Source organism: Edaphobacter flagellatus, from assembly GCF_025264665.1.
GTDB classification, from domain to species: domain Bacteria; phylum Acidobacteriota; class Terriglobia; order Terriglobales; family Acidobacteriaceae; genus Edaphobacter; species Edaphobacter flagellatus.
The window spans coordinates 3,224,563-3,244,533 of the sequence record NZ_CP073697.1 but is presented as its reverse complement, the minus strand read 5'-3'; the positions used below and the strand labels follow the sequence as shown (position 1 = coordinate 3,244,533).

Annotated in this window: 19 protein-coding genes; 9 read left to right on the top strand and 10 right to left on the bottom strand. The window is 58.0% G+C overall.

The genetic code is table 11. From position 1 onward, the window contains the following. Positions 1-2 precede the first annotated feature (2 nt). From KFE13_RS13535 to KFE13_RS13505, 7 genes are all read right to left on the bottom strand, one after another. Entirely contained in the window at positions 3-1,181 is a 1,179-nt protein-coding gene (locus KFE13_RS13535) for a glycosyltransferase (RefSeq protein WP_260703642.1), read from the bottom strand. Beyond that, positions 1,178-2,557: a TIGR03013 family XrtA/PEP-CTERM system glycosyltransferase gene (locus tag KFE13_RS13530; protein WP_260703641.1), complete on the bottom strand. Its 1,380-nt coding sequence runs from the start codon at positions 2,555-2,557 to the stop codon at positions 1,178-1,180. The genes KFE13_RS13535 and KFE13_RS13530 overlap by 4 nt, the downstream gene beginning before the upstream one ends. Positions 2,558-2,575: 18 nt before the next feature. Beyond that, positions 2,576-3,439 carry a CpsD/CapB family tyrosine-protein kinase gene (locus KFE13_RS13525; protein ID WP_260703640.1) on the bottom strand — a complete coding sequence of 288 codons (864 nt, stop codon included), beginning with the start codon at positions 3,437-3,439 and terminating at the stop codon, positions 2,576-2,578. Positions 3,440-3,516: 77 nt separating this feature from the next. After that, positions 3,517-4,449: an ExeA family protein gene (locus KFE13_RS13520; protein WP_260703639.1), complete on the bottom strand. Its 933-nt coding sequence runs from the start codon at positions 4,447-4,449 to the stop codon at positions 3,517-3,519. Between the two features lie 2 nt (positions 4,450-4,451). Continuing rightward, positions 4,452-5,984, bottom strand: coding sequence for a GumC family protein (locus KFE13_RS13515; protein WP_260703638.1), 1,533 nt, complete (start codon positions 5,982-5,984; stop codon positions 4,452-4,454). A 9-nt stretch (positions 5,985-5,993) separates the two neighbouring features. After that, positions 5,994-7,334, bottom strand: a complete 1,341-nt coding sequence (locus KFE13_RS13510; RefSeq protein ID WP_260703637.1) for a hypothetical protein — start codon at positions 7,332-7,334, stop codon at positions 5,994-5,996. An 11-nt stretch (positions 7,335-7,345) separates the two neighbouring features. Continuing rightward, positions 7,346-7,972 carry a polysaccharide biosynthesis/export family protein gene (locus tag KFE13_RS13505; RefSeq protein WP_260703636.1) on the bottom strand — a complete coding sequence of 209 codons (627 nt, stop codon included), beginning with the start codon at positions 7,970-7,972 and terminating at the stop codon, positions 7,346-7,348. A 291-nt stretch (positions 7,973-8,263) separates the two neighbouring features. Between KFE13_RS13505 and KFE13_RS13500 the strand changes: the two genes are divergently transcribed. The 5 genes from KFE13_RS13500 to KFE13_RS13480 all read left to right on the top strand — a co-directional run bounded on the left by KFE13_RS13500 (position 8,264) and on the right by KFE13_RS13480 (position 14,090). Continuing rightward, complete coding sequence (locus KFE13_RS13500) at positions 8,264-8,518, top strand: hypothetical protein (protein WP_260703635.1); 255 nt, start codon at positions 8,264-8,266, stop codon at positions 8,516-8,518. A gap of 18 nt (positions 8,519-8,536) precedes the next feature. Then, positions 8,537-9,484, top strand: a complete 948-nt coding sequence (locus KFE13_RS13495; protein WP_260703634.1) for an exosortase/archaeosortase family protein — start codon at positions 8,537-8,539, stop codon at positions 9,482-9,484. Further along, a complete protein-coding gene (locus KFE13_RS13490) occupies positions 9,481-10,131 on the top strand; it encodes an exosortase C-terminal domain/associated protein EpsI (RefSeq protein ID WP_260703633.1) in 651 nt (216 codons plus the stop codon). The genes KFE13_RS13495 and KFE13_RS13490 overlap by 4 nt, the downstream gene beginning before the upstream one ends. Before the next feature lie 56 nt (positions 10,132-10,187). Beyond that, positions 10,188-12,479, top strand: a complete 2,292-nt coding sequence (locus KFE13_RS13485) for a tetratricopeptide repeat protein (protein WP_260703632.1) — start codon at positions 10,188-10,190, stop codon at positions 12,477-12,479. Between the two features lie 66 nt (positions 12,480-12,545). Beyond that, positions 12,546-14,090: an oligosaccharide flippase family protein gene (locus KFE13_RS13480; protein ID WP_260703631.1), complete on the top strand. Its 1,545-nt coding sequence runs from the start codon at positions 12,546-12,548 to the stop codon at positions 14,088-14,090. 128 nt (positions 14,091-14,218) lie between these two features. Here KFE13_RS13480 and KFE13_RS13475 read toward each other — a convergent pair whose 3' ends face one another. Further along, complete coding sequence (locus tag KFE13_RS13475; protein ID WP_260703630.1) at positions 14,219-14,881, bottom strand: PEP-CTERM sorting domain-containing protein; 663 nt, start codon at positions 14,879-14,881, stop codon at positions 14,219-14,221. 381 nt (positions 14,882-15,262) lie between these two features. Between KFE13_RS13475 and KFE13_RS13470 the strand changes: the two genes are divergently transcribed. The 4 genes from KFE13_RS13470 to KFE13_RS13455 all read left to right on the top strand — a co-directional run bounded on the left by KFE13_RS13470 (position 15,263) and on the right by KFE13_RS13455 (position 18,914). Beyond that, positions 15,263-16,072, top strand: a complete 810-nt coding sequence (locus KFE13_RS13470) for a hypothetical protein (RefSeq protein ID WP_260703629.1) — start codon at positions 15,263-15,265, stop codon at positions 16,070-16,072. Positions 16,073-16,224: 152 nt separating this feature from the next. After that, a complete protein-coding gene (locus KFE13_RS13465) occupies positions 16,225-17,286 on the top strand; it encodes a type III polyketide synthase (protein ID WP_260703628.1) in 1,062 nt (353 codons plus the stop codon). Positions 17,287-17,397: 111 nt separating this feature from the next. After that, positions 17,398-17,667 carry an acyl carrier protein gene (locus KFE13_RS13460; protein WP_260703627.1) on the top strand — a complete coding sequence of 90 codons (270 nt, stop codon included), beginning with the start codon at positions 17,398-17,400 and terminating at the stop codon, positions 17,665-17,667. Positions 17,668-17,690: 23 nt separating this feature from the next. Beyond that, positions 17,691-18,914: a beta-ketoacyl-[acyl-carrier-protein] synthase family protein gene (locus KFE13_RS13455; protein ID WP_260703626.1), complete on the top strand. Its 1,224-nt coding sequence runs from the start codon at positions 17,691-17,693 to the stop codon at positions 18,912-18,914. 68 nt (positions 18,915-18,982) lie between these two features. Here the strand turns inward: KFE13_RS13455 and KFE13_RS13450 are convergent, their stop codons facing one another. Further along, positions 18,983-19,480 (bottom strand): SRPBCC family protein, encoded by a 498-nt coding sequence (locus tag KFE13_RS13450; RefSeq protein WP_260703625.1) that lies wholly within the window; start codon positions 19,478-19,480, stop codon positions 18,983-18,985. A 58-nt stretch (positions 19,481-19,538) separates the two neighbouring features. Then, positions 19,539-19,922, bottom strand: coding sequence for an ArsR/SmtB family transcription factor (locus KFE13_RS13445; protein ID WP_260703624.1), 384 nt, complete (start codon positions 19,920-19,922; stop codon positions 19,539-19,541). Positions 19,923-19,971: the final 49 nt, after the last annotated feature.

Genomic DNA, 19,971 nt, shown 5'->3' with positions numbered 1-19,971 from the left:
GATTAGGCAGATTCCTTCGCTTCAAGCCGAGCAACACTGCGGGCAGAAGATGCAGGCGACCAGATCTTCCATAATGGCCCTGAAGTAAACAGAAACTTGTAGAGCCCAACCACCGCGGCAAGATTCAGCACCAGCAAAGCGCCTCCCGCTGCCACGAACCGATGCACAATCGGGACGTGCACGCGCAGCGACGCAAGCGCAGCCAGCCAGAACGCCCACTGCGCCGCAGCCACTACGCGCCACGCAGTATCGTCCACGCCAAGCCAGGTCGCACTCAACAGCAGCAACAGGAAGAAATACGGCACCACAAGGCGCATCAGCTTGTGCGAGACCAGCTGAAAGAGAACGCGATTGCGCGGGCTCAATGTCCACGGAGCGAGCGACAACAGCTGATAGTTACCCGCCAGTGTGCGCACCTTACGCTGAAACTCTCCTGCAACCTTGCCCGGCCACGTGTCCACAACAATCGCCGAGCGGTCGAGTACGCTGCGATATCCCTGACGAATGATCGCCAACGGCTGATACATATCGTCCAGAATGATCCCCGCAGGAAAACTCTGCACCAGGCTGCGGCGCGCCGCATAAAAGCCGCCATAGACGCCAACCGGCGAATCCCACGCTGCTTCGCAGTTGCGAATCCACTGCTCGTAGCGCCAATACACGCCGCTGACCGCCGAAGCCGCAGCATCGTGCCCATCGGTGTTGAGCACCAGCTCGCCCGCGACGCAGCCGACCTTCGGATCGGCAAAATTGCTCATCATTTCCGCCAATGCTCCGGGAGCAACCTTCGGGCGAATGTCGATGAACAGCAGAATTTCGCCAGCAGCCTGAGCAATCCCAGCATTCAAGGCAGCTGCCTTACCAACCTGCTCGGGAAGAATGACCTTCTTGAGGCGAGCATCCTGCAGGCCTGCAAGCGTCTCCGCCGTGCCGTCATTGGAACCGTCCGAGACGACGATCACTTCGCGAACGCGCTCCGGATCGAGCGACATCAGATGCGCAACCTGCGCCTGCACCTTGTCGGCTCCATTGTGCACAGCCATGACGATGCTCACTGGAGCGTTGAAATTGCCCTTACGCCAGCGGCATGGGGCAAAGCGCGCCATCAGAAACATGATCGCCGGATAACCCACATAGGTGTACGCAATCACTGCAAACGAGAGCCAGAACAGCAACCTCATTGCGAGCCCCGACGCCTGACGACAGTTTTGATGGTCTCGAACATGATCAGCAGATCGAGGCCGAGCGTCATGTGCTTGATGTAGTAAAGGTCGTACTCCAGCTTCTCGCGCGCCTGCTCCAGCGTAGCACCGTAACCGTAGCGCACCTGCGCCCAGCCGGTAAGTCCTGGGCGAATCATGTGTCGCAGATCGAAGTAGGGAATTTTCTCCGCGAGCTCCGGCACAAACTCCGGACGCTCAGGACGCGGTCCAACAAAGCCCATATCGCCCTTGAGCACGTTCCAGAGCTGCGGCACTTCATCGAGCCGCACCTTACGCATAAAATTACCGACCTTTGTAGCGCGGGGGTCATTGAGCTGCGCCCACTTCGCTCCCTTCGCTTCGGCATCGGTGCGCATCGTGCGGAACTTGTAAACGGTAAAGTTGCGTCCGCCCATGCCAACGCGTGTCTGCTTGAAAAAGACTGGCCCGGGCGACGACAGCCGCACCATTAGAACGACAAACGGAAGGAACGGTAGAAACAGAAGCAAACCCGCGGCAGCGGCCAGCGTCGAAACCAGACGCCGCGCAATCTGTTGCGAGGGTCTTACGCGAAAGCCTTCACTGTAGATAAAGCTGCTGGGATGCAGGCCGTCGAGATACAGCTTGCCGGTCAGCCGCTCGAGCAACGCGCCAGACTCTTCAATCACCACGCCATCGAAGCGCAGCTTCAATAGCTCGCGCAGGGGAAGCTGGCCGCGACGGTCTTCGAGCGCAATGATGACACGGTTGATGCCGGGATTCTGCTCGCGCAACGCCTTCAGCGACTTGTTGAATTGCTCCCTGCGGTCTGTTGTCTCCACAGGAACACTGCCGAAGCCGACAACCTCCATGCCTGCATCCTTACGCGCCTTCAGCATGTCGACGATCGTATGAGCACGGGGACCATCGCCGAGGACGTAGACACGCTCGCGAAAGATCTTCTGTCCGATAACCCACTCGTAGGCACTGCGCCAGATCAGCAGGCCGAGCGTCAGGAACATCAGCCCCAGCAGCAGAACATAGTTCGCCATATCGACTGCGGGAAAGAAATAGATGATGGCGGAGAGAAGAAACGAAAGGAAGCCCAGCACCAGCAGCAGGCGGAAATATATCTCCCATCGCTCGGAGATGCGCTGCGGCTCGTACAGATCAAAGTAATAGGAGAAGAGCAGCGTCAGGATCGTAAGGGATGCGATCTTCAGCCAGCCGTACTCGTAGCTCAGGCAGATCGAAGTATTCAGCGGACCCAGCAACGCCAGCATCGCCAGCAGGAAGGACCCACTGACGATCACCGCCTCACACAATAAGAGCACAATCGTGCGAGTCGGATAGTAAACATTGAATAACCGAATCATTGGCCAGGGACGTCCCTTCTACTCCCTGTTGGCGCTGTATCCGTAGTAGCTCCCTGCCTGAGGAGCGTCGTGCACAGCGTTCAGGACAAAGCCGAGAACGTTGGAAGCCTTCAGTTCCGCCGCCGCACGCTGCGCGACCGGATACTTGGTCACACCGCCCCGAGCCACCAGCAGAACGCCGTCACACGAGCGGGCAAGATTCACCGCATCGGAGACCGGCAACACCGGCGATGAATCGACAACGATCCAGTCAAACAAGGGAGCCACCGTGCGGATAAGCTCACCAAAGCGTGCGCTGCCGGAAAGGTCCGCGGCGCGATCTCCGCCGTTACCGCCAGGAATGAAGGCAAGATTCGCGAGGATCGATCTGTTCGCCGTCGGAGTCTCCGGTTCTTCGATGCGCTGCATGATCTCTTCAAGCGTCGCCTTACCGGCCAGATAATCCGCCAGTCCGGGACTTGGCGCGGTGCCGATCATCTCGTGAATGGTGTAGCGGCGCATATCGCCGTCAATCAGTAATACGCGAGCATTCTTGTGTCGCGCGAGGCTGACGGCAAGGTTCGCCGAAACGAAGCTTTTCCCTTCCTGCGGGAGGCCGCTCGAAACGAGGATCGACTTGATGGGACGGATGTCGCGTGCTTCATACAGACGCGAGCGCAGGCTGCGAAACTGTTCTGTCGACGGGCCGCGATCCAGCAGAGCAGGCAGCTTGTCGATCGACGGATTCCAGGGATGGCGCGCGATGGTCTCAAAGCGCAGTCCTCCTGTGGCAGCAGGCTCGGCTGCAGCGAAATTCGACTCCACAAACGGCGCAGTCTGATCGAACTCCGCCACAGCTGCGGAGGCAACTGGAGTCTGGTCTATCGCCTCAAAGGAGGGCATGGATTCCGGGGATATCCTGGACTCTGGTCGCTCCTTCCGTTCTGACTCTGCTTTCTGGAGTGCTTCGTATATGCGGCTCATCGGTCTTGCCTTCCCTTGGGGTCTCCATCCAATGCCGTCATCAACCCGGACATCTCTGCCTGGGCGCGCAACGGCTCAACTCCTCTACTGCCCATGGCAGTCGAAGAGATCAAAAATGGCTGCGTCTCCAACTCGAGCTCCACAGCAACACCATCCACGATCTCGCCGGTGACCTGCTGTACCTGTTCCACGTACGCCACAATCAGCGAGTGCTCACACAGCAGATTGATAATGCGCGGAATGCCACGGCTGTAACGATGGACCCGTTCCAGAGCCTCTGGAGTAAATATTTGCGTCGTCGCACCAGCAAGCCGCAGACGCTCGCCCACGTAGGCGATGGTCTGCTTTTCGGTCAAAGCCTGCGTGCGGCACCACAAAGCGACGCGTTGGCGAAGCTGACGGACGCTGGGGTGACGCAGTTTTTCTTCAAGCTCAGGCTGGCCGGAGAGAACGATCTGCAACAACTTCTCTGACGACGTCTCGAGATTGGTCAGCAGGCGAATCTCTTCGAGCAGTTCCCAGGAGAGATTCTGCGCCTCATCGACGACAACAACGCAGGTCTCTTCCATACGGAAGCGCTCGATCAGCCAGCGGTTGAGTTGTAGCAGCATCCCAGACTTGGTGCGCGTCGTAGGAACAATACCGAAGTCGGTCAGCACAAACTCGAGGAAGTCCAACACCTCAAGCCGTGGGTTGAAGACGAACGAGGTTGCAATGCGGCGTCCGCTAAAAGAAGCCAGGGCGCGCTTCAGCAGCGTCGTCTTGCCCGTACCTACCTCGCCGGTGAGAACCGTAAACCCCTTGCGAGCCGAGATCCCGTACTCCAGGCAGGCCAGTGCCTCGCGCGTGTGCGGCATCATGTAAAGAAAACGCGGATCGGGGCTGGTGCCGAACGGGCTGGTATGCAGTTTGAAATAGTTGTTGTACATCGCTAGGCACCCGTATCCGTCAATGGTTTGGCCGAAGCCGGAAGATCGGGCTTCGAGCGTCCGAAGAGACCACCGCGCGGCTTCAGCGGATCGACATCGCCTGTGAACGAGATCACGGCCAGCGTAGGCAGCTTGGTGAAAGCCCATACATCGCGCTCGCTGCGAAGAGCCGTATCGCGATACTCACGCCAGGCCACGATGATGAAGCCCAGAAAAAGTCCGGCAGCAAGACCCGCGCCAATAAAGAGACCACGCTTCGGAAAGGTTGGTTCATCCGGCAGATTTGGTTCGTCCATGATGCGGAACTGCTCTCCCTGCTGCCGCCGCTCGAGGTCGGTGGCCATCTTTGAAGCGTTCATCTTCTTCAGCAGATCGTCGTAGAAGGCCTGCGCCGTCTGATAGTCGCGAGTCACATTCTTGTACTCTTCCTGCACCATCGGACTGGAGGAGATGCGGCCCTGATACATGCGAATCTGCGCTTCGATCGCTGCCTGGTCATGACGCTTCTGCGAGATACCCTGCTCCAGTGCCTTCAATTGAGCACGAAGCTGTTGCACGCCAGGAGAGTCCGTTCTGCTGGGTGCCGAACTTACCGATGTTGGCGCAGCCGCGGGCGTCGCAGCCATCTGTGCGCGCAGATCCTTGATTTTGCGGCGCACGGCAACCACATCGGGATAATCATCGGTATAACGCTTCGTCAGATCAGCCTCTTCGGTCTGGAGCGTCTGCAACTCGGTCTGCTGCGCGCTGACGGAAGTCGTCGATCCTCCGGCCGTGGGCATGCTGATACTCTGCTGCTGGGCAAGCATCGCTTCGACGTAGCTCTTGTCCTGCTCCATACGGGCCAGCTGCTGTGTCGCAGCATCCAGCTGCGTGTTCAGGCTGGTCATCATGTTCATGTTGGTCGTCTCTTCACCCGGCAGCCGCCCCATATACTTTTGCTGGAAAGTAGCCAGCTTGGCGTCCTGCTCATCGAGCGCGCGCTTGGCGTCTGCAAGCTGGCCCTTGATAAAGTCCGTCGTACCTTCAGCCGATTGTGCGCGGGCGTTCAGGTTCTGACTCACGAACAAAGACGTAATCTCGCCGCATACCTGCTGCGCTATGCGCGGGTCTGAGGCAGTGAAGGAGATATAGAAGCCCGGCAGGCCACCGGTACGTGCCATCTCCGAATGGATCGGCTTGATGTTGATGTCCTTCCGCGCCTGGTCGATGCGGTCGTCCATCGTCATGTTCTTGGTGCCGTACAGGTTAAAGCGCTCGATGATCGGCTGCAGGCGCGAGCGGCTCAGAATCTGCTCCTTCATCGAAGCCAGACGCGCTGTCAGGTCTTCTTCAATAATCGGCTTGACATAGTCCTCGGGAACCTTCTGCTGCTCCACCAGCACCAACGTCTGCGAAACGTACTTCGGCTGCACAACGTAGCTCAGCCCAAGGCCCAACAGCGTCAGCAGCACGGCCGGAACGGCAATGATCCACCCTCTCCGCTTCAGGATTGCGAGATAGTCGTCCAGCGTCAGTGCGCGATGTCCTAACATTGCTTACTCCTAAAAGTCGCCGAGGCGTGTTGACCGCGGCGTCCATGAAACTCCAAAACCAACCGTATGCGAAAGGCCGCTGAAGATATTCTGCGAAGCCAGCGAACTGTTCACATCCTGGTTCTGTGCCGAATAGCTCACATACCCGGAGATCGTCCTTGTAAATCCGTGCGTGACCTGAATCGTTCCATACTCCGTGTTGACGGCACCATTCGTTGCAACGCCGCCAGGCGCCGTCACCAGCAGCCCCGTGGTCCGCGTGTAGTTCACCCACGCTGAAGCCGCCCAGTATCGATTGAAGGTATGGTTCACCGAAGCAGAGATGCTGTCCGCTTCCGCGCCCGCAAACGTACCCGATCCCGCATTGACGCCGTGGTTGTAATGGATACCGTAGTTCGTCAGCTCCCGGTTATAGTTCAGCCCGGCATCTACATAGGCATTGAGACGATTGGGAACAAGCTGAGCCGCCGAGCTTGAGATCCACTGCGGACCAGCAGAAATGTTTGTGGAAAGAGAGCGCGTCCACATCCGCTGATAGGTTGCGTTCAGCCCTTTGGTCTGATACGTCACATTATTGCGGGGGAAGCCGGGCAGATTCTGAAAGAGGCCCGTCGTGTTGTAGGTCGAATACACCCCGCTCAGGCTAGCCGAGTTGCGCAGGTCGAACCGATGGTTCAGGGCAACTTGTCCCGTCGTGGTCGTCGTGTCCAGCCCGGCATTGTCATCGATGAAGTGCAGAACCGACCAGGAACCCTGACCGCTGATGGACGTTCTTCCCGTCAACAGGCGCTCGATGTCGCCTCCTACGGTGTTGCCGATACGGTTTCCCGAATAGGTCAGGACGCCGCCAGTCGGGCCATAGGACGGTCCCTGAATCGGCACCGTTCCAATCTGCCCTACACCGGCAATTCCCGACACTCCCGCCGTCGGAGACTGCGGCAAATAACTGAATGAATCGTTAACACCGAGAATCCACCGGCCCTTCACAAGGGACTGTGAGAGCGCAATGTTCTGAAAGGTCGTCGTTCCTTGTCCGCCCTGCCCAATCAACACACCACCGGAATAGAGCATCATGAACGGATGGGTCTGGCTTAGGTTCGCATAGCCGACATTGCCCGAAAGGGCGGTTGTGCTGGTAACGTTGTTTGCGCCGTAGTAGCCGAACTGGAGCAGCTCCGTCGCGCTTAGCCCATAGTGGACGGTCCCGTCCAGCCATGAGATGCGCGGTCCCGCAGCTGCAGCCGGTGTTGCCGTAATGCCTGCCTGGGCTGTTGGAGTAGCCTGGCCAAAGCCAGGAACACTGGTCACAAACGCAGCCAGCAGCATCGTCGAGATAGAAATTCGCTTCATTATCAGTGATCTCATGGGACGACGATTGTGTCTCCTGGCTTCAGTTCGAAGTTCTGGGAGCTATCCCCCTTCAAGGCTTGTTTGTAGTTGTAGGGAATCTTCTGCTGCTTCCCAGGATCGCCACGCAGGATGTAAATCTTCTTGGCATTGGCATACGGACTCAGTCCTCCGCCAGCTGCAATCGCCTGAAGAGGCGTCATCCCCGCCGTCATCGCGATAGGACCGGCGTGGCTGATCTCACCAATGACAAAGACCTTCTGGCTGTTGACCGACATCACGACGACCGAGACATTCGGGTCTTGAATATACTTCTTCAGCTTTACAGTAATGTCATCGGCCAGCTGCATCGGAGTCCTGCCAGCGGCCTGCAAATCGCCTACCAGAACCAGGGAAATTCTTCCATCCGGACGTACCGGAACCGAACCGGAGAGCGATGGCTCCTTCCAGACTGTGACCTGAAGCACATCCTCCGGCCCAATGATGTAGCGTGCAGCATCGACCCCCGCCGAGGTACCGGATGGAGCAGCCACCTGTGTAGCAGCAGCTGGGGCTGACTGTACCTGCGGCGCTGTATCCGCTTTTTTATCAGCCGCTTGAGCAAGCATGGGAATGCCAGCCGCCAACAAGACGACCGCCATCCCCATACTGCATCCTTGCTGCGCTAGAACTCTCATTTTTCTGGAACGAGAACCCTCTGTCTCTCCCCTGTATCGCCCGCTGCGCCTCTTCAGGCTCATTCGCTCTCCAACCATCCTGATGTACTCTCCCCCTTGCGAGAGGTCTTTCCAAGGTTTTACTGCGTAACCCCGTTAGATGCGGTGCGGGCCTAAGTCTCTGCTTCTGAACGTATCAACCATCCATGATCTACGACGGGACCAGAGAGCCCAATAGCACCTTTGTGGGCATTCAATTGCACACCAGCACATATCATGCCAAACCTGGCAGAAAAGGAGAAACCCTTTACTATTGGCTATCGAGAGACATATTCGCCCTTCCTTGCCAATTTCTCTCAGGAAGGTGGGCTTTCCCGGATGGATAAAACTCTTCTCATGGTATGCAGAATGGCAGCCAACATGGGAAATGTTTTTCCCTTTTTCCCTACAACTATGGTCGGCTTCCTTCTGCCCCTTCAGTTTTCCCGGCCAAAACTTCAGCCAAATACAATTCAATTAGCGGCATACTAATTGCTTACAGGAATTTCCGTGGACCGCAACTCCTCGCACATGATGGCTGGAAGCACACAGACCGCCCCCGCGATCTCTGAAACAGAGATGAGATCCGGCGGCCCGACGGCCGTATCCCAACTCCGGGTTCCCCGCGGATTCTGGCTGCCCTTTCTTATTATCCTCGGTCTGCTGGTTGCACTCTACTTCCGCGTCGGCATCAAGCTCGTTGTTGACTGGTATAACATCGCCGACTACTCCCACGGTTTCCTGGTTCCCCTCTTCTCTCTCTTTCTTCTCTGGGACAAGCGGCACAAGATCGCGGCAACGCCAATTCAGCCGTCATGGGCCGGACTCCCACTGGTCGTCTTCGGGCTCATCACGCTTGTCTTCGGTATCTACGGCGTTGACCTCTTCACCTCGCGCGTCTCATTTGTCATCCTCACCATCGGCCTCGTCTGGATATTCTTCGGCAAGGCGATTCTGCGCGAAGTGCTGTTTCCTATTCTTGTACTTTTGCTGGCGATTCCTTTCCCGGCGATCATCTTCAACCAGATCACCTTTCCGCTGCAGCTTCTGGCTTCGCGGCTGGCCAGTGCAGTTCTTCCTCTCATGGGAGTTCCCGTTCTACAGGAAGGCAATGTTATCCAGTTGCCTGTGATGAAGCTCGAGGTCGCCGAGGCCTGTAGTGGTATTCGCTCGCTGATGAGCCTCTTCACCCTGGCTGTCTTCTACGGCTACTTCCTGGAGAAGAGTACCAGTCGTCGCATTATCCTCGCGTTAGCCAGCATTCCGATTGCCGTCGCAGCCAATGTAGCCCGCATCGTAGGAACCGGCTTGTGCGTGCAGTACTGGGATCCCAACAAGGCACTCGGCTTCTTCCATGAGTTCTCTGGCTGGGTGATGTTTGTCGTTTCACTCTGCTGTCTCTATCTGGTGCATCGCGTGATGAGTCTGATTGCACCGGCCACAAAGGAGGCTGCATGAAATCGCCTCGCTTCTGGACCATCGCATTGCTCATGCTTGTCACGCTCGGCCTGCTACTGCATCGCCGCGACGCAGATAATGTGCCGCACAGCCTGCCGCTCAGCATGATGCCTCTGACGATTGACGGAATGAACGCACGCGACTTCCCGCTCGATGACGAGACCCTCACCGTCCTCGGCAAGGGGGACTTCCTCAATCGGCTGTATGTGCCGCAAACAGGATCATCCGATATTGCTCCCGTCAGCCTCTTTATTGGCTACTTTGCGACGCAGCGCACCGGCCAGACGATCCATTCGCCGCAGCACTGCCTGCCTGGAGCGGGATGGACGTTTGAGTCCTCGCGCTATACCAACATTGCCGATATCAACGGCAAGCCCTTCAATGTCGGTGAATACATCATCAACAACGGAGAGTCGCGACAGTTCGTCATCTACTGGTATCAGGCCCACGGCCGCAGCGTCGCGAATGAATACCGCGCCAAGGCCTATATGCTTGCCGACGCTATCCGCTACAACCGTACCGACGGCGCGCTGGTCCGCGTCATCACCCCGATCTCCGGCACAGAAACAGTCGATGCAGCACGTGCCCGCGCCGTTCGCTTCACGGGCCTTATGACCCCTTACCTGCCTCAGTTCATTCCGAACTAAGGCCGCGCAGCATAAGCAACATTTCGAGAATGGAAGGTAGTTTGAGGAATCGCATCATGAAGATGTCACCTGCAGCACTTCGCCTCACCGTCGCCATGCTGGCGGCCACACTGACGCTGGGCTCCGCTACCGGCTGTTCCCGCGATCCGAACAAACAGAAGCAGAAATATCTCGAGAGCGGCAAGCGGTACGCCGATGAAGGCAAGCTGAAGGAAGCCTCCATCCAGTTTTCGAATGCGCTCAAGGTTGACCGCAACTTCGCGGATGCGCATTACGAGTTGGCGAAGGTTCTGCTCAAACAGGGTTCCACGATGCCCGGCTACTCAGAGCTGATGCGCACGGTCGATCTTGCTCCTAACAACCTGAAAGCGCGCGCCGATCTAGGCAACCTGCTGCTTGCGGGCAATGCCACTGACAAGGCCGAGGCACAGGCCAATGCCATCCTCGCTATCGACAGCAACAACGCCGATGCCTATGCGATTCTCTCCGGCGTTGCCGCGCGCAAGGGAGATCAGGCCACCGCACTCACCGACATTCAGAAGGCGCTTTCGATCGATCCCAATCGCGCAGACTTCCACACCACGCTTGGCGTGTTGCAGGCTGCAAACCCCACCACTGCCGGCCAGGCTGAAGAGCAGCTGCGCAAGGCTGTCGCGTTGGACAACAAGAACGTCGGCTCGCATCTGGTGCTGGCCTCGATGCTGCAGAACAAAGGCGACTTGAATGGCGCGCTCGATCAGATGAACGCTGCCGTTGCCGCCGACCCGCAGAGCGTCGTTGCACGCTCGGGTCTCGCCGAACTTTATCTTCGTCAGAACAACGCCGCCAAAGCAGAGGCGACTCTGCGCAAGGCAGCCGACGATTTACCCGACGACACCAACGCCGCGCGGTTGCTGGCCACCTATCTCGTTCGCACACAACAGGTGGATCACGGCGTCAGCGTCTACGCCGATCTTCTCTCTGCGCATCCGAAGAGCACGCCAATCAAGATCAGCTACGCACGCCTTCTCCTCATGAAGAAGGACCTTCCCAAAGCGCGCGAGGTCGTCCAGCAACTTGTCGCTGCCGATCCTACGCTGCCCGATATCGCGATCCTCAACGGCTCACTGCTATTGAACGACGGCAAGGCCAGCGACGCCTTCGACGCACTGCAGAAGTCCTCCAAAGCCAACCCGGAGAATGCCCTGGTCAAGATCTGGCTGGGCCGCGCCGCGCGCGCCAAGGGCGATATTCCCGCCGCGCAGCAGGCATTCCACGATGCGACGCGCCTGGCTCCGCATAATACCGAGGCGCAGGAAGGCCTGGCACAGATCTCCATCGAGCGTCATGACTTCACCACTCTGGCGCAAGTCGCCGAAAGCACGATCGCAGCCAACCCACAGTCCCCCAACGGCTATCTGTGGCGTGGCATGGCTGAGGCGAACCAGCGGCAGTTCGACAAGGCCGAAGCCGACTTCAAGCAGGCCATGAAAGTCGATCCCAACAACTCCAACGGATACTTCGAGCTCGCCCAGCTTCGTCTGGCCCAGCACAATGGCACCGAAGGTCGCGCACTGCTGGAACAGACGCTCGCGCACAACCCCAACTCGGCTTCTGCGCTGCGCCTACTGGCTGCGACCTATCTGTCGGAAAAGCAGCCCGCGAAAGCCATCTCTCGTGTGCAGGAGCAGATTGCCAAATCCCCGCAGAACGCGGATATGTATAACCTGCTCTCCGATCTGCAGGGACGCAACGGAGACTTGGCGGGCGCTTTAGCCAGCGCCGAGAAGGCTATGCAGCTCAACCCCAACAATCCTTCGGCTGTCGTTGCCTACACGCATGCGCTCGTCGCGGAAGGTGATACGCCCAAGGCGCTCGGCAAGTGGCAGCAATGGGTTCACGACCATCCGAACGATCCTTCGGCCTACACCATTCTTGGCAGCCTTCAGGAAGCGCAGGGCGATCGCGATTCGGCAATGGCCTCCTACAAGAAGGCCCTTCAAATTCAACCGGAGCAGCCCATCGCCGCGAACAATCTCGCCTACCTGATGATGGAGACCGGCCAGAACCTGGACGTCGCTCTCTCGCTGGCCCAGACAGCGCGCCGCAACATGCCCAATTCACCCAGCACTGCCGATACGCTGGCATGGGCGTACTACCAGAAAGGCAACTACACGCAGGCGCGCGATCTGCTGGAAGATGCTCTCAAAGTCGATCCCAACAGTGCCGCCATGCATTACCACCTGGGAATGACGTACAGTAAACTCGCCAACAGCTCCGACGCTGCCCTGCATCTTAAGAAAGCAGTGGCACTGGCCCCAAACACGCAGACCGCGAAAGACGCCGAAAAGGCGCTTGGCCAGAGCTGATGGACCGCTTACCTCCGGGTCTGAGCTTCCAGACTTCAGACCCGGTTCAATGCTCTCAGGACTTATGTGAACAGTAAAACCATCGCCCGCAATACGGCCTGGTATGGCCTCGAGAATCTGATCGGCCTTGTCACCTCGCTGATCACCGGGATTGCCATTGCCCGCACGCTGGGGCCGGCCAGGATGGGCTACTTCGTCTATGTCAGCTGGCTGACGACCATCATCAGCAGCCTCAGCTCCGTTGGCCTCCCGGAGACGACGCGAAAATACCTGGCCGAATACATCGGGGGCGGCGACTACTCCACCGCGCGGTTTGTTTACTTCCGCACTCTGATCACGCAGACCATCTTTGCGAGTGTAGCCACGCTCGGCGCGGTCGTCTGGGTGCTGCACGGAGCTCCGGCCCAATACCGCGTTGCAGCGCTGCTGCTGGTATGCGGCATTCTGCCTGCGATGGTGAACTTCATCTCGGCGCAGGCAAATGTGGCGTCGGAAAACCTCTCTGCGAATCTACCTGCCTCTCTTGCCTCCACGGCGACTTACTTCATCCTCACACTCTCGGCAGTGTTCTTTCATTGGGGAGTCACCGGCATCGCTTTCGCAATGTTTGCTATGCGCATGGTGGACTTCCTGGTGCGCTTCTTCCCCACCGTGCGCCGCGTACTGACCTGGGACAGCGGCCACGCCCATCCCCCGGCTGATCTTCGCGCGCGGATGGTGCGCTTCGGCCTGCAAAGCGTAGTGGGAATGTTGCTGGCCCTCATCGTATGGGACCGTTCGGAGATATTTCTTCTGGAGCATCGCTCCCTCGATATTCGGCAAATAGCTTTCTACTCCGTTGCCATCGGTCTTGCGGAGCGCCTGCTGCTCTTTCCCACAATCTTCGCCGCGGCCTCTGGAGCAAGTATCCTCGCGCAGTTCGGCCGTGACCGAAGCCGGCTGCCTGCCATGGCTGCTTCGGCAGCGCGGTACATTGCGCTGATCTCCATCCCGATGCACGTCATCGCCGTACCTCTGGCAGCGCCGGTGCTTTTAGTGCTCTATGGCAAACAGTATGTCGGCGCGCTGCTGGTAGCGACAGTCTCTCCTCTGCTCTGCCTGCCAAAAGCTTTTCTCGGCCCCATTCAGAGCCTGTTTGAAAGCACAGAACAGCAGAAGTACTTCATCATGACAACCATCCTTGCTTCGTTTGTCGACGTAGCCATCGCATGGTCTCTTATCCCGCACTATGGAGCACTCGGGGCCTGTATCGGCAGTGGTGCCGCGCAGATCACGGCTATCGGCCTGATGTGGGCCATCGGCATCCGCCAGTATCACATCCAGCTTCCCTGGAGCTTCTTCTTCAAGCTATCTGCGATCAGTGCAACCGCCTCGCTCGCAGCCTACGCTGTCGCCTCGCATCTCTCGCCTCTTGGCGGACTCATTGGCGGCGGCATCACTGCCATGACCGTCTTCTTTGTGCTCGCCTACATCTTCAAAATGCTGGAGCCCGAAGACGGCAACCGCTTCAAGATCATCGCTAACGCCTGCCCACCTGCTCTTGCGTCTCCGCTGAGTCACCTCATCGATCGCTTTACCCGGCGTATGGAGCCCAGTTCAACGGCCGTCTGAGCGGCACAAATAATCTGCCGGGCAAAAAAGAAGTGCGGAGAAGATCTCCGCACTGTTTTGATTGGATCCACTGAAGGACCATCTCTCCTGCAGAAGGGCTCCCGGCACCTCCGCAGGAATCTTGAAAACTATGCACGCTTTCTGCGAAGCAGAAGCCCTGCCGAACCCAGCAATCCGGTTCCGAGCATCAGCAGCGTACCAGGCTCTGGAGTTGTGGTCAGCGAACCGTAAAAGTCCATGCCCTGATAGACAAGGTTGGTCTGGTAGACGTCGATCGTTAGCAGATTTACGCCACTCAGCAGGCTATAGTTTGAGAAGTAGTAGGTAGCCGGCGTCAAGCAGTTTGGCGTACCGTCCGCACAGTGGGAGTTTCCTCCGATCGTGCCTGCGCTGATCAATTTGACGCCATTCAGGTAAACGTCAGCCGTATCATCAGCGAGGATGGAGAAATAGCCGTTATAGTTACCGCCGGTCGTTGTAAAGGTTGAGGTGTATGTATAAATACCGTTCGGATCAACACTGTTGCCTGTAGGCCCCGACTGAGGATCGAACGAAACCCAGCTCGAGTTCGGTCCGGCAGCAGCCCAGGTGGAGCTGGCGCCAGAACCAATGTTGTAAGTATTGCTCTTGGAGTACATTACAGCGGTGTTGTCGGGGAGTGTTGACGGAGCAGAACCTCCTGCGCCGTTCATCGTCGCGTAGCTCCCTAAAGTGATAGTGTCAGCTGCCGCAAAAGTCGTGCCTAGTACAACCGCAGCTGCTAGAGCAACTAGCTTCGAGTGAAACTTCATATATTTAAACCCTCCAAAGGTTCTGCCTTGCCTCCGGAAGGTCAATATGGCCCCTGGGGACGGATAGCAGGCAGTTTATGGGCTTTCTCTAAGAAGGTAAGAGCATATGGCCTTCCAAACTGAAGGGGCTATGCTTTCAGTCACTTGGTGACATCGAGAGCGCAAAATCATGCAAAACGTTGCAAGGTAATAGGGAATTTTATGGACAGGCGGTGCCGATTCTTTCCAGAATCAGAGTTGTTAACCTGTTGTCACAGGCCACATTCGCCATCTAACAGGATGGAGCATGGAAAGGTGATACGGTCAGCTCAAAACATGTTGAACCATTCCACTCAGACTGCATTCACTTATGCCGGATCACAGCGCTCTCTTTCCTGCATCTTGTCACTCCTTTTATTGTTCATCGCTCTTCCCGCTGCGCATGCCGCAGCTGCACTCTCGGGTACGCCACTCGACGATGGCTACCGCGATATGTACAACCTGCGATTCAACGACGCTCACGTGAAATTCCAGCAATGGATGAATCATCATCCTGACGATCCAATGGGGCCTGTCTCCGATGCCGCGGCCTTCCTCTTTGGCGAGTTCGAGCGCCTTCACGTGATTGATGTCGAGCTCTTCGCCAACCAGGACCGGTTCGACAGTCGCAACCGTCTCACGCCGGATCCCAACGTTCGCAAATCGTTTGAGGATCGTCTTAATCAGGCCTCGAACCTCGCCGACGCAGTACTCAAACGCAATCCTCGCGATGCTCGCGCGCTTTACGTCAAAACGCTGGTCAGCGGCATGCGCTCCGACTACGCCCTGATGATCGACAAGAAGGACCTGGCCGCACTCAACTACAGCAAAGAGGCCAGCGCCTACTCCAAACAGGTGTTGGCTGCCGATCCGCACATGTACGATGCCTACCTCGCCTCCGGCGTGGAGAACTACATGCTCAGCCTGAAATTCGCTCCGCTGCGCTGGCTGCTCAACCTGACAGGAGCACAAACCAGCCGCGAAGAAGGCATTCGCTTGCTGAAGCTCACCGCTGGAGAGGGCTACTATCTGGCTCCGTTTGCCCGCATGATGCTCGCCGTTGCCGCACTACGCGAGAACCGTCCACAGGAGGCCCGCGCCATTCTGATCGATCTCAAAAAAGAGTTCCCGTTGAACGCCCTGTATGACCGGGAGCTGGCTCGTATCCACTGACCAGGACTTGCGGAAAACGGGCACATTCTCATCCCTTCGCAAATTTTTCAACCGCTTTTCCTCTGCAACATGTACGCTTGTGGCATCAATTCACGTTTGCGATTCCTTACATTGGCTGTCACCACGAACTAGAAAAAGGGCTTCTATCAAGCATGCGCATCGCCTCGGTCGGAACTGCCTACCCTCCTCATCGTTATCCACAATCTGTCATCGCCGAAGCCCTCCGCGGCCGCTGGGAGCACAAAATGGAAGAGCCTCGTCTGCTGACGCGCCTCTTTGCTAACTGTGGTGTCGATTTCCGCAATACTGTCTTCCCGCTTGAGAGCTATCCGTCTCTCGACACCTTCGAGAAAACCAACAATGCCTGGATCAAAGCCGCCGTCGATCTCGGCCAGCAGGCTATCTGCCGTGCGCTCGACCACGCCGAGATCTCTCCTGAAGACATCGGTGCCATCTTCTTCGCTTCGGTGACCGGCATCGCCAGCCCGACCGTTGACGCACGGCTCATCAACCGGCTGCCCTTCTCCGTCAACGTCAAGCGCACACCGATCTTCGGCCTGGGCTGTGTTGCAGGAGCCGCCGGGATCTCGCGCGCCTCCGACTACGTTCGCGCCTTTCCCGACCAATACGCGCTACTGCTTTCGGTCGAGCTCTGCTCGCTCACCTGGCAGGACGACGACCAGTCCATCGCGAACCTCATCTCCTGCGGACTCTTCGGCGACGGAGCAGCCGCTGTAGTCCTCGCCGGCGCCGAGACTCCGCTCGCTAAACGCAGCACCGGCCCCCGCGTGCTTGCTACGCGTTCCACCTTCTACCGCAACACCGAGCGAGTTATGGGCTGGGACATCGTCAACACCGGTTTCCGTATCGTCCTCTCGCCTGACGTGCCAAAGGTCGTCGAAGAGAACCTGCTCGGCAACGTTGAAGGCTTCCTTGCCGACAACAATCTCACGCGTGACGACATCTCGACCTACATCTTCCATTCCGGCGGCCCCAAAGTGCTTGAGGCCATGCAGAAGTCGCTCGGTCTGCCAGCCGACGCCCTCGCTCCCTCCTGGAAGAGTCTTCGCGAAGTCGGCAACCTCTCCGCAGCCTCCGTTCTGGCTGTACTCGAGGACTACCTCAAGGTGCACCCCGGCAAGCCTGGCACGTACTCTATCCTTGCCGCCATGGGACCGGCCTTCTGCTCCGAGCTGGTTCTGCTTCAGTGGTAGCAACCAGTCAGGTTCCTCATGCGATGCAAGGACATAGCGAATTCCTGATACTGCCTTTACACTGTCTCTGGCGGCCCGGTAACTTTGTGCAACCAGAAAGGGGGAGAGACCATGGACGACATTACAAAACGTTCTATTGAGATCATCGCCAAGGCCAAGAACATCCCCGCAGACAATATCAATCTCAACACCACCTTCGAAGAGCTCAATATCGATTCGCTCGATAAGATCAACATCTCCTTCGAGGTTGAAGAGGCGTTCCACATCGAGATTCCCGACGATGCTCTCGGCTCGCTCAAGACCGTCGGCGATGTTGTCAACGGCGTCAAGCAGCTCGTCGAGGCCAAAGAAGCCGGCTCCGCGCCTGCAGCCACGTCGTAACCCACAGGAGACGGCTCTCGAACGTGAACCGCGTTGTCATCACAGGTCTCGGCTGCGTCAGCCCCATCGGCTCCTCCGTCTCCGCATTCCGCGAATCGCTCTTCTCCGGAAGAACCGGCATCTCCCGCATCGCGAATGTTCCCGACGCACCCGACGGTGACCCCGGTGTCCGCTACACGCAGGCTGCGCAGGTACTCGATTTTGATCCAGCCCAGCACCTCGATTCAGGCATCATCTCCGCCAGCAACCGCAACACGCACTTCGCCATCGTCGCTGCGCGTCAGGCAGCGCAGCAGGCCGAGCTGACAAAGCATCACGCTCCCGGCGACATCGCCATCATCATGGGCTGCGCCTGCGGTGGCCGTTCGTCCGAAGAGAGCGAAGTCAAAAACCTCTACACGCGTAATGCCCGTGCGCATCCGTTAACCATCGTGCGCACCATGTCGTCCGCGGGAGCCAGCAATATCTCGATCGATCTGAAGATCACCGGCCCAACGCTCGACATCTCCACTGCCTGTGCCTCCGCAACGCACGCCATCGGACTCGCCTTTCACATGGTGCGCTCCGGCATGTCGACTGCGGCTATCTGCGGAGGGCATGAAGCTCCGCTGAGCTGGGGCTTCTATCGCGCGTGGGACTCCATGCGAGTCGTCTCCCCCACGCAGTGCAAGCCCTTCGCCGCAGACCGCGACGGCATGACGCTGGGCGAAGGCGCTGCGATGCTCGTTATCGAAACACTGGAATCCGCGCAGGCACGTAACGCCACTATCTTCGCGGAACTAATCGGCTTCGGTATGTCTGCCGACGCCAACCACATCACGCAGCCTCAGGCCGAAGGCGCCGCAGCCGCGATGCGCAAGGCCATTGCCGATGCCGGTATCTCACCGGACGAGGTGGGCTATATCAACGCACACGGCACCGGAACTCAGGCCAACGACGCGACGGAATCCGCCGCAATCCACCAGGTCTTCGGCGCACGCGCTTCACAGATTCCGCTCAGCTCCACCAAATCGCTGCACGGCCATGCCATCGGAGCCAGCGGCGCGCTTGAAGCACTCGCCACGGTGCTCGCACTGCAAGAAGGCCGACTCCCGCAGACTGCCGGTGTCACCGCACCCGACGCCTCGCTCAACGTCGACGTCATCCTCAATGAGCCACGCCCTACGGGCCCAACCGTTGCGATCTCCAACTCACTTGCCTTCGGTGGGCTCAACGCTGTGATCGCACTACGCAGCTGGTCTGCGTAGCTGGTCATAGCTGCTTACAGACGAGAACGCCGACACGACCTGCACAGCACCGCATCGGCATTCTGTTTTCAGGCGAACTTCGTTTCCAGCAATGTGTCCAAACGCGCATAGCTCGCCTCCATGCCCACATCCATTGGCGAACGCAGCACCATCTCGCAAGCCTCCTTTGAGTCATACAGCACACGCGTTTCTGCTGTAGTCACGCCACTACCCTCGCGAAATGACGTTGTCACCGTCGCGCCGCCCGGATACCACGCCATATCAAACTTCTCAGTCGCCACGATGCGCTCGTCGGAAATAATCTCCTTGTAGACGCCGCCCATCCCCATCGTTTCGCCCGTGGACGCCTTCTTCCACTCGTAGCGATATGAGCCGCCGACCTGCAGATCGATCTCGCAGACCGTCATTGCCCAGTCTTCCGGCCCGGCCAGCCACCGCTTCACCAGATCGGGATTGGTAAACGCGGCATAGACCAGCTTGCGTGATGCCTTGAACTCACGTGTGATCACAACCTCACGGTCGCCCATCGCGGCCAGCTTCAGTTTTCCTGTCTCTTTCGTTAGCATCTGCTCTCTCTCCTTAGGTTGAAATCCGTTTCGAAAACGTACCGTGCCATGAACGTCCTTATGCGTGCTTTCTGTGGTTCTTTCTCTTCTGTCGTGTCTTTACGCTTCTTGGCTGTGCCTCTTCGGCCTTCAATTCTTCCAGCAAGGAATCCAGCCTCGCAAAGTTCTGCTCCCATGCCTCGCGATAGCGTTCCAGCCACGCATTCGCCTCGGCCAGCGGCTCCGCCTCAAGCCTGCACGGCCTGCGTTGCGCATCGCGTCCACGCGAGATCAACCCGGCATGTTCCAGCACCTTCAGGTGCTTCGAGACCGCAGGCTGGCTCATCGCAAACGGCTCTGCCAGTTCCGCAACCGACGCCTCGCCCTCCGCAAGCCGGGCAACGATGGCCCGGCGTGTCGGATCGGCAAGCGCCGCGAAAATGATATCGAGATTCGGTTTCATCGATCGATTCAGTGACTGCATACCATAGCTCGCAGGTTATATAACCTTT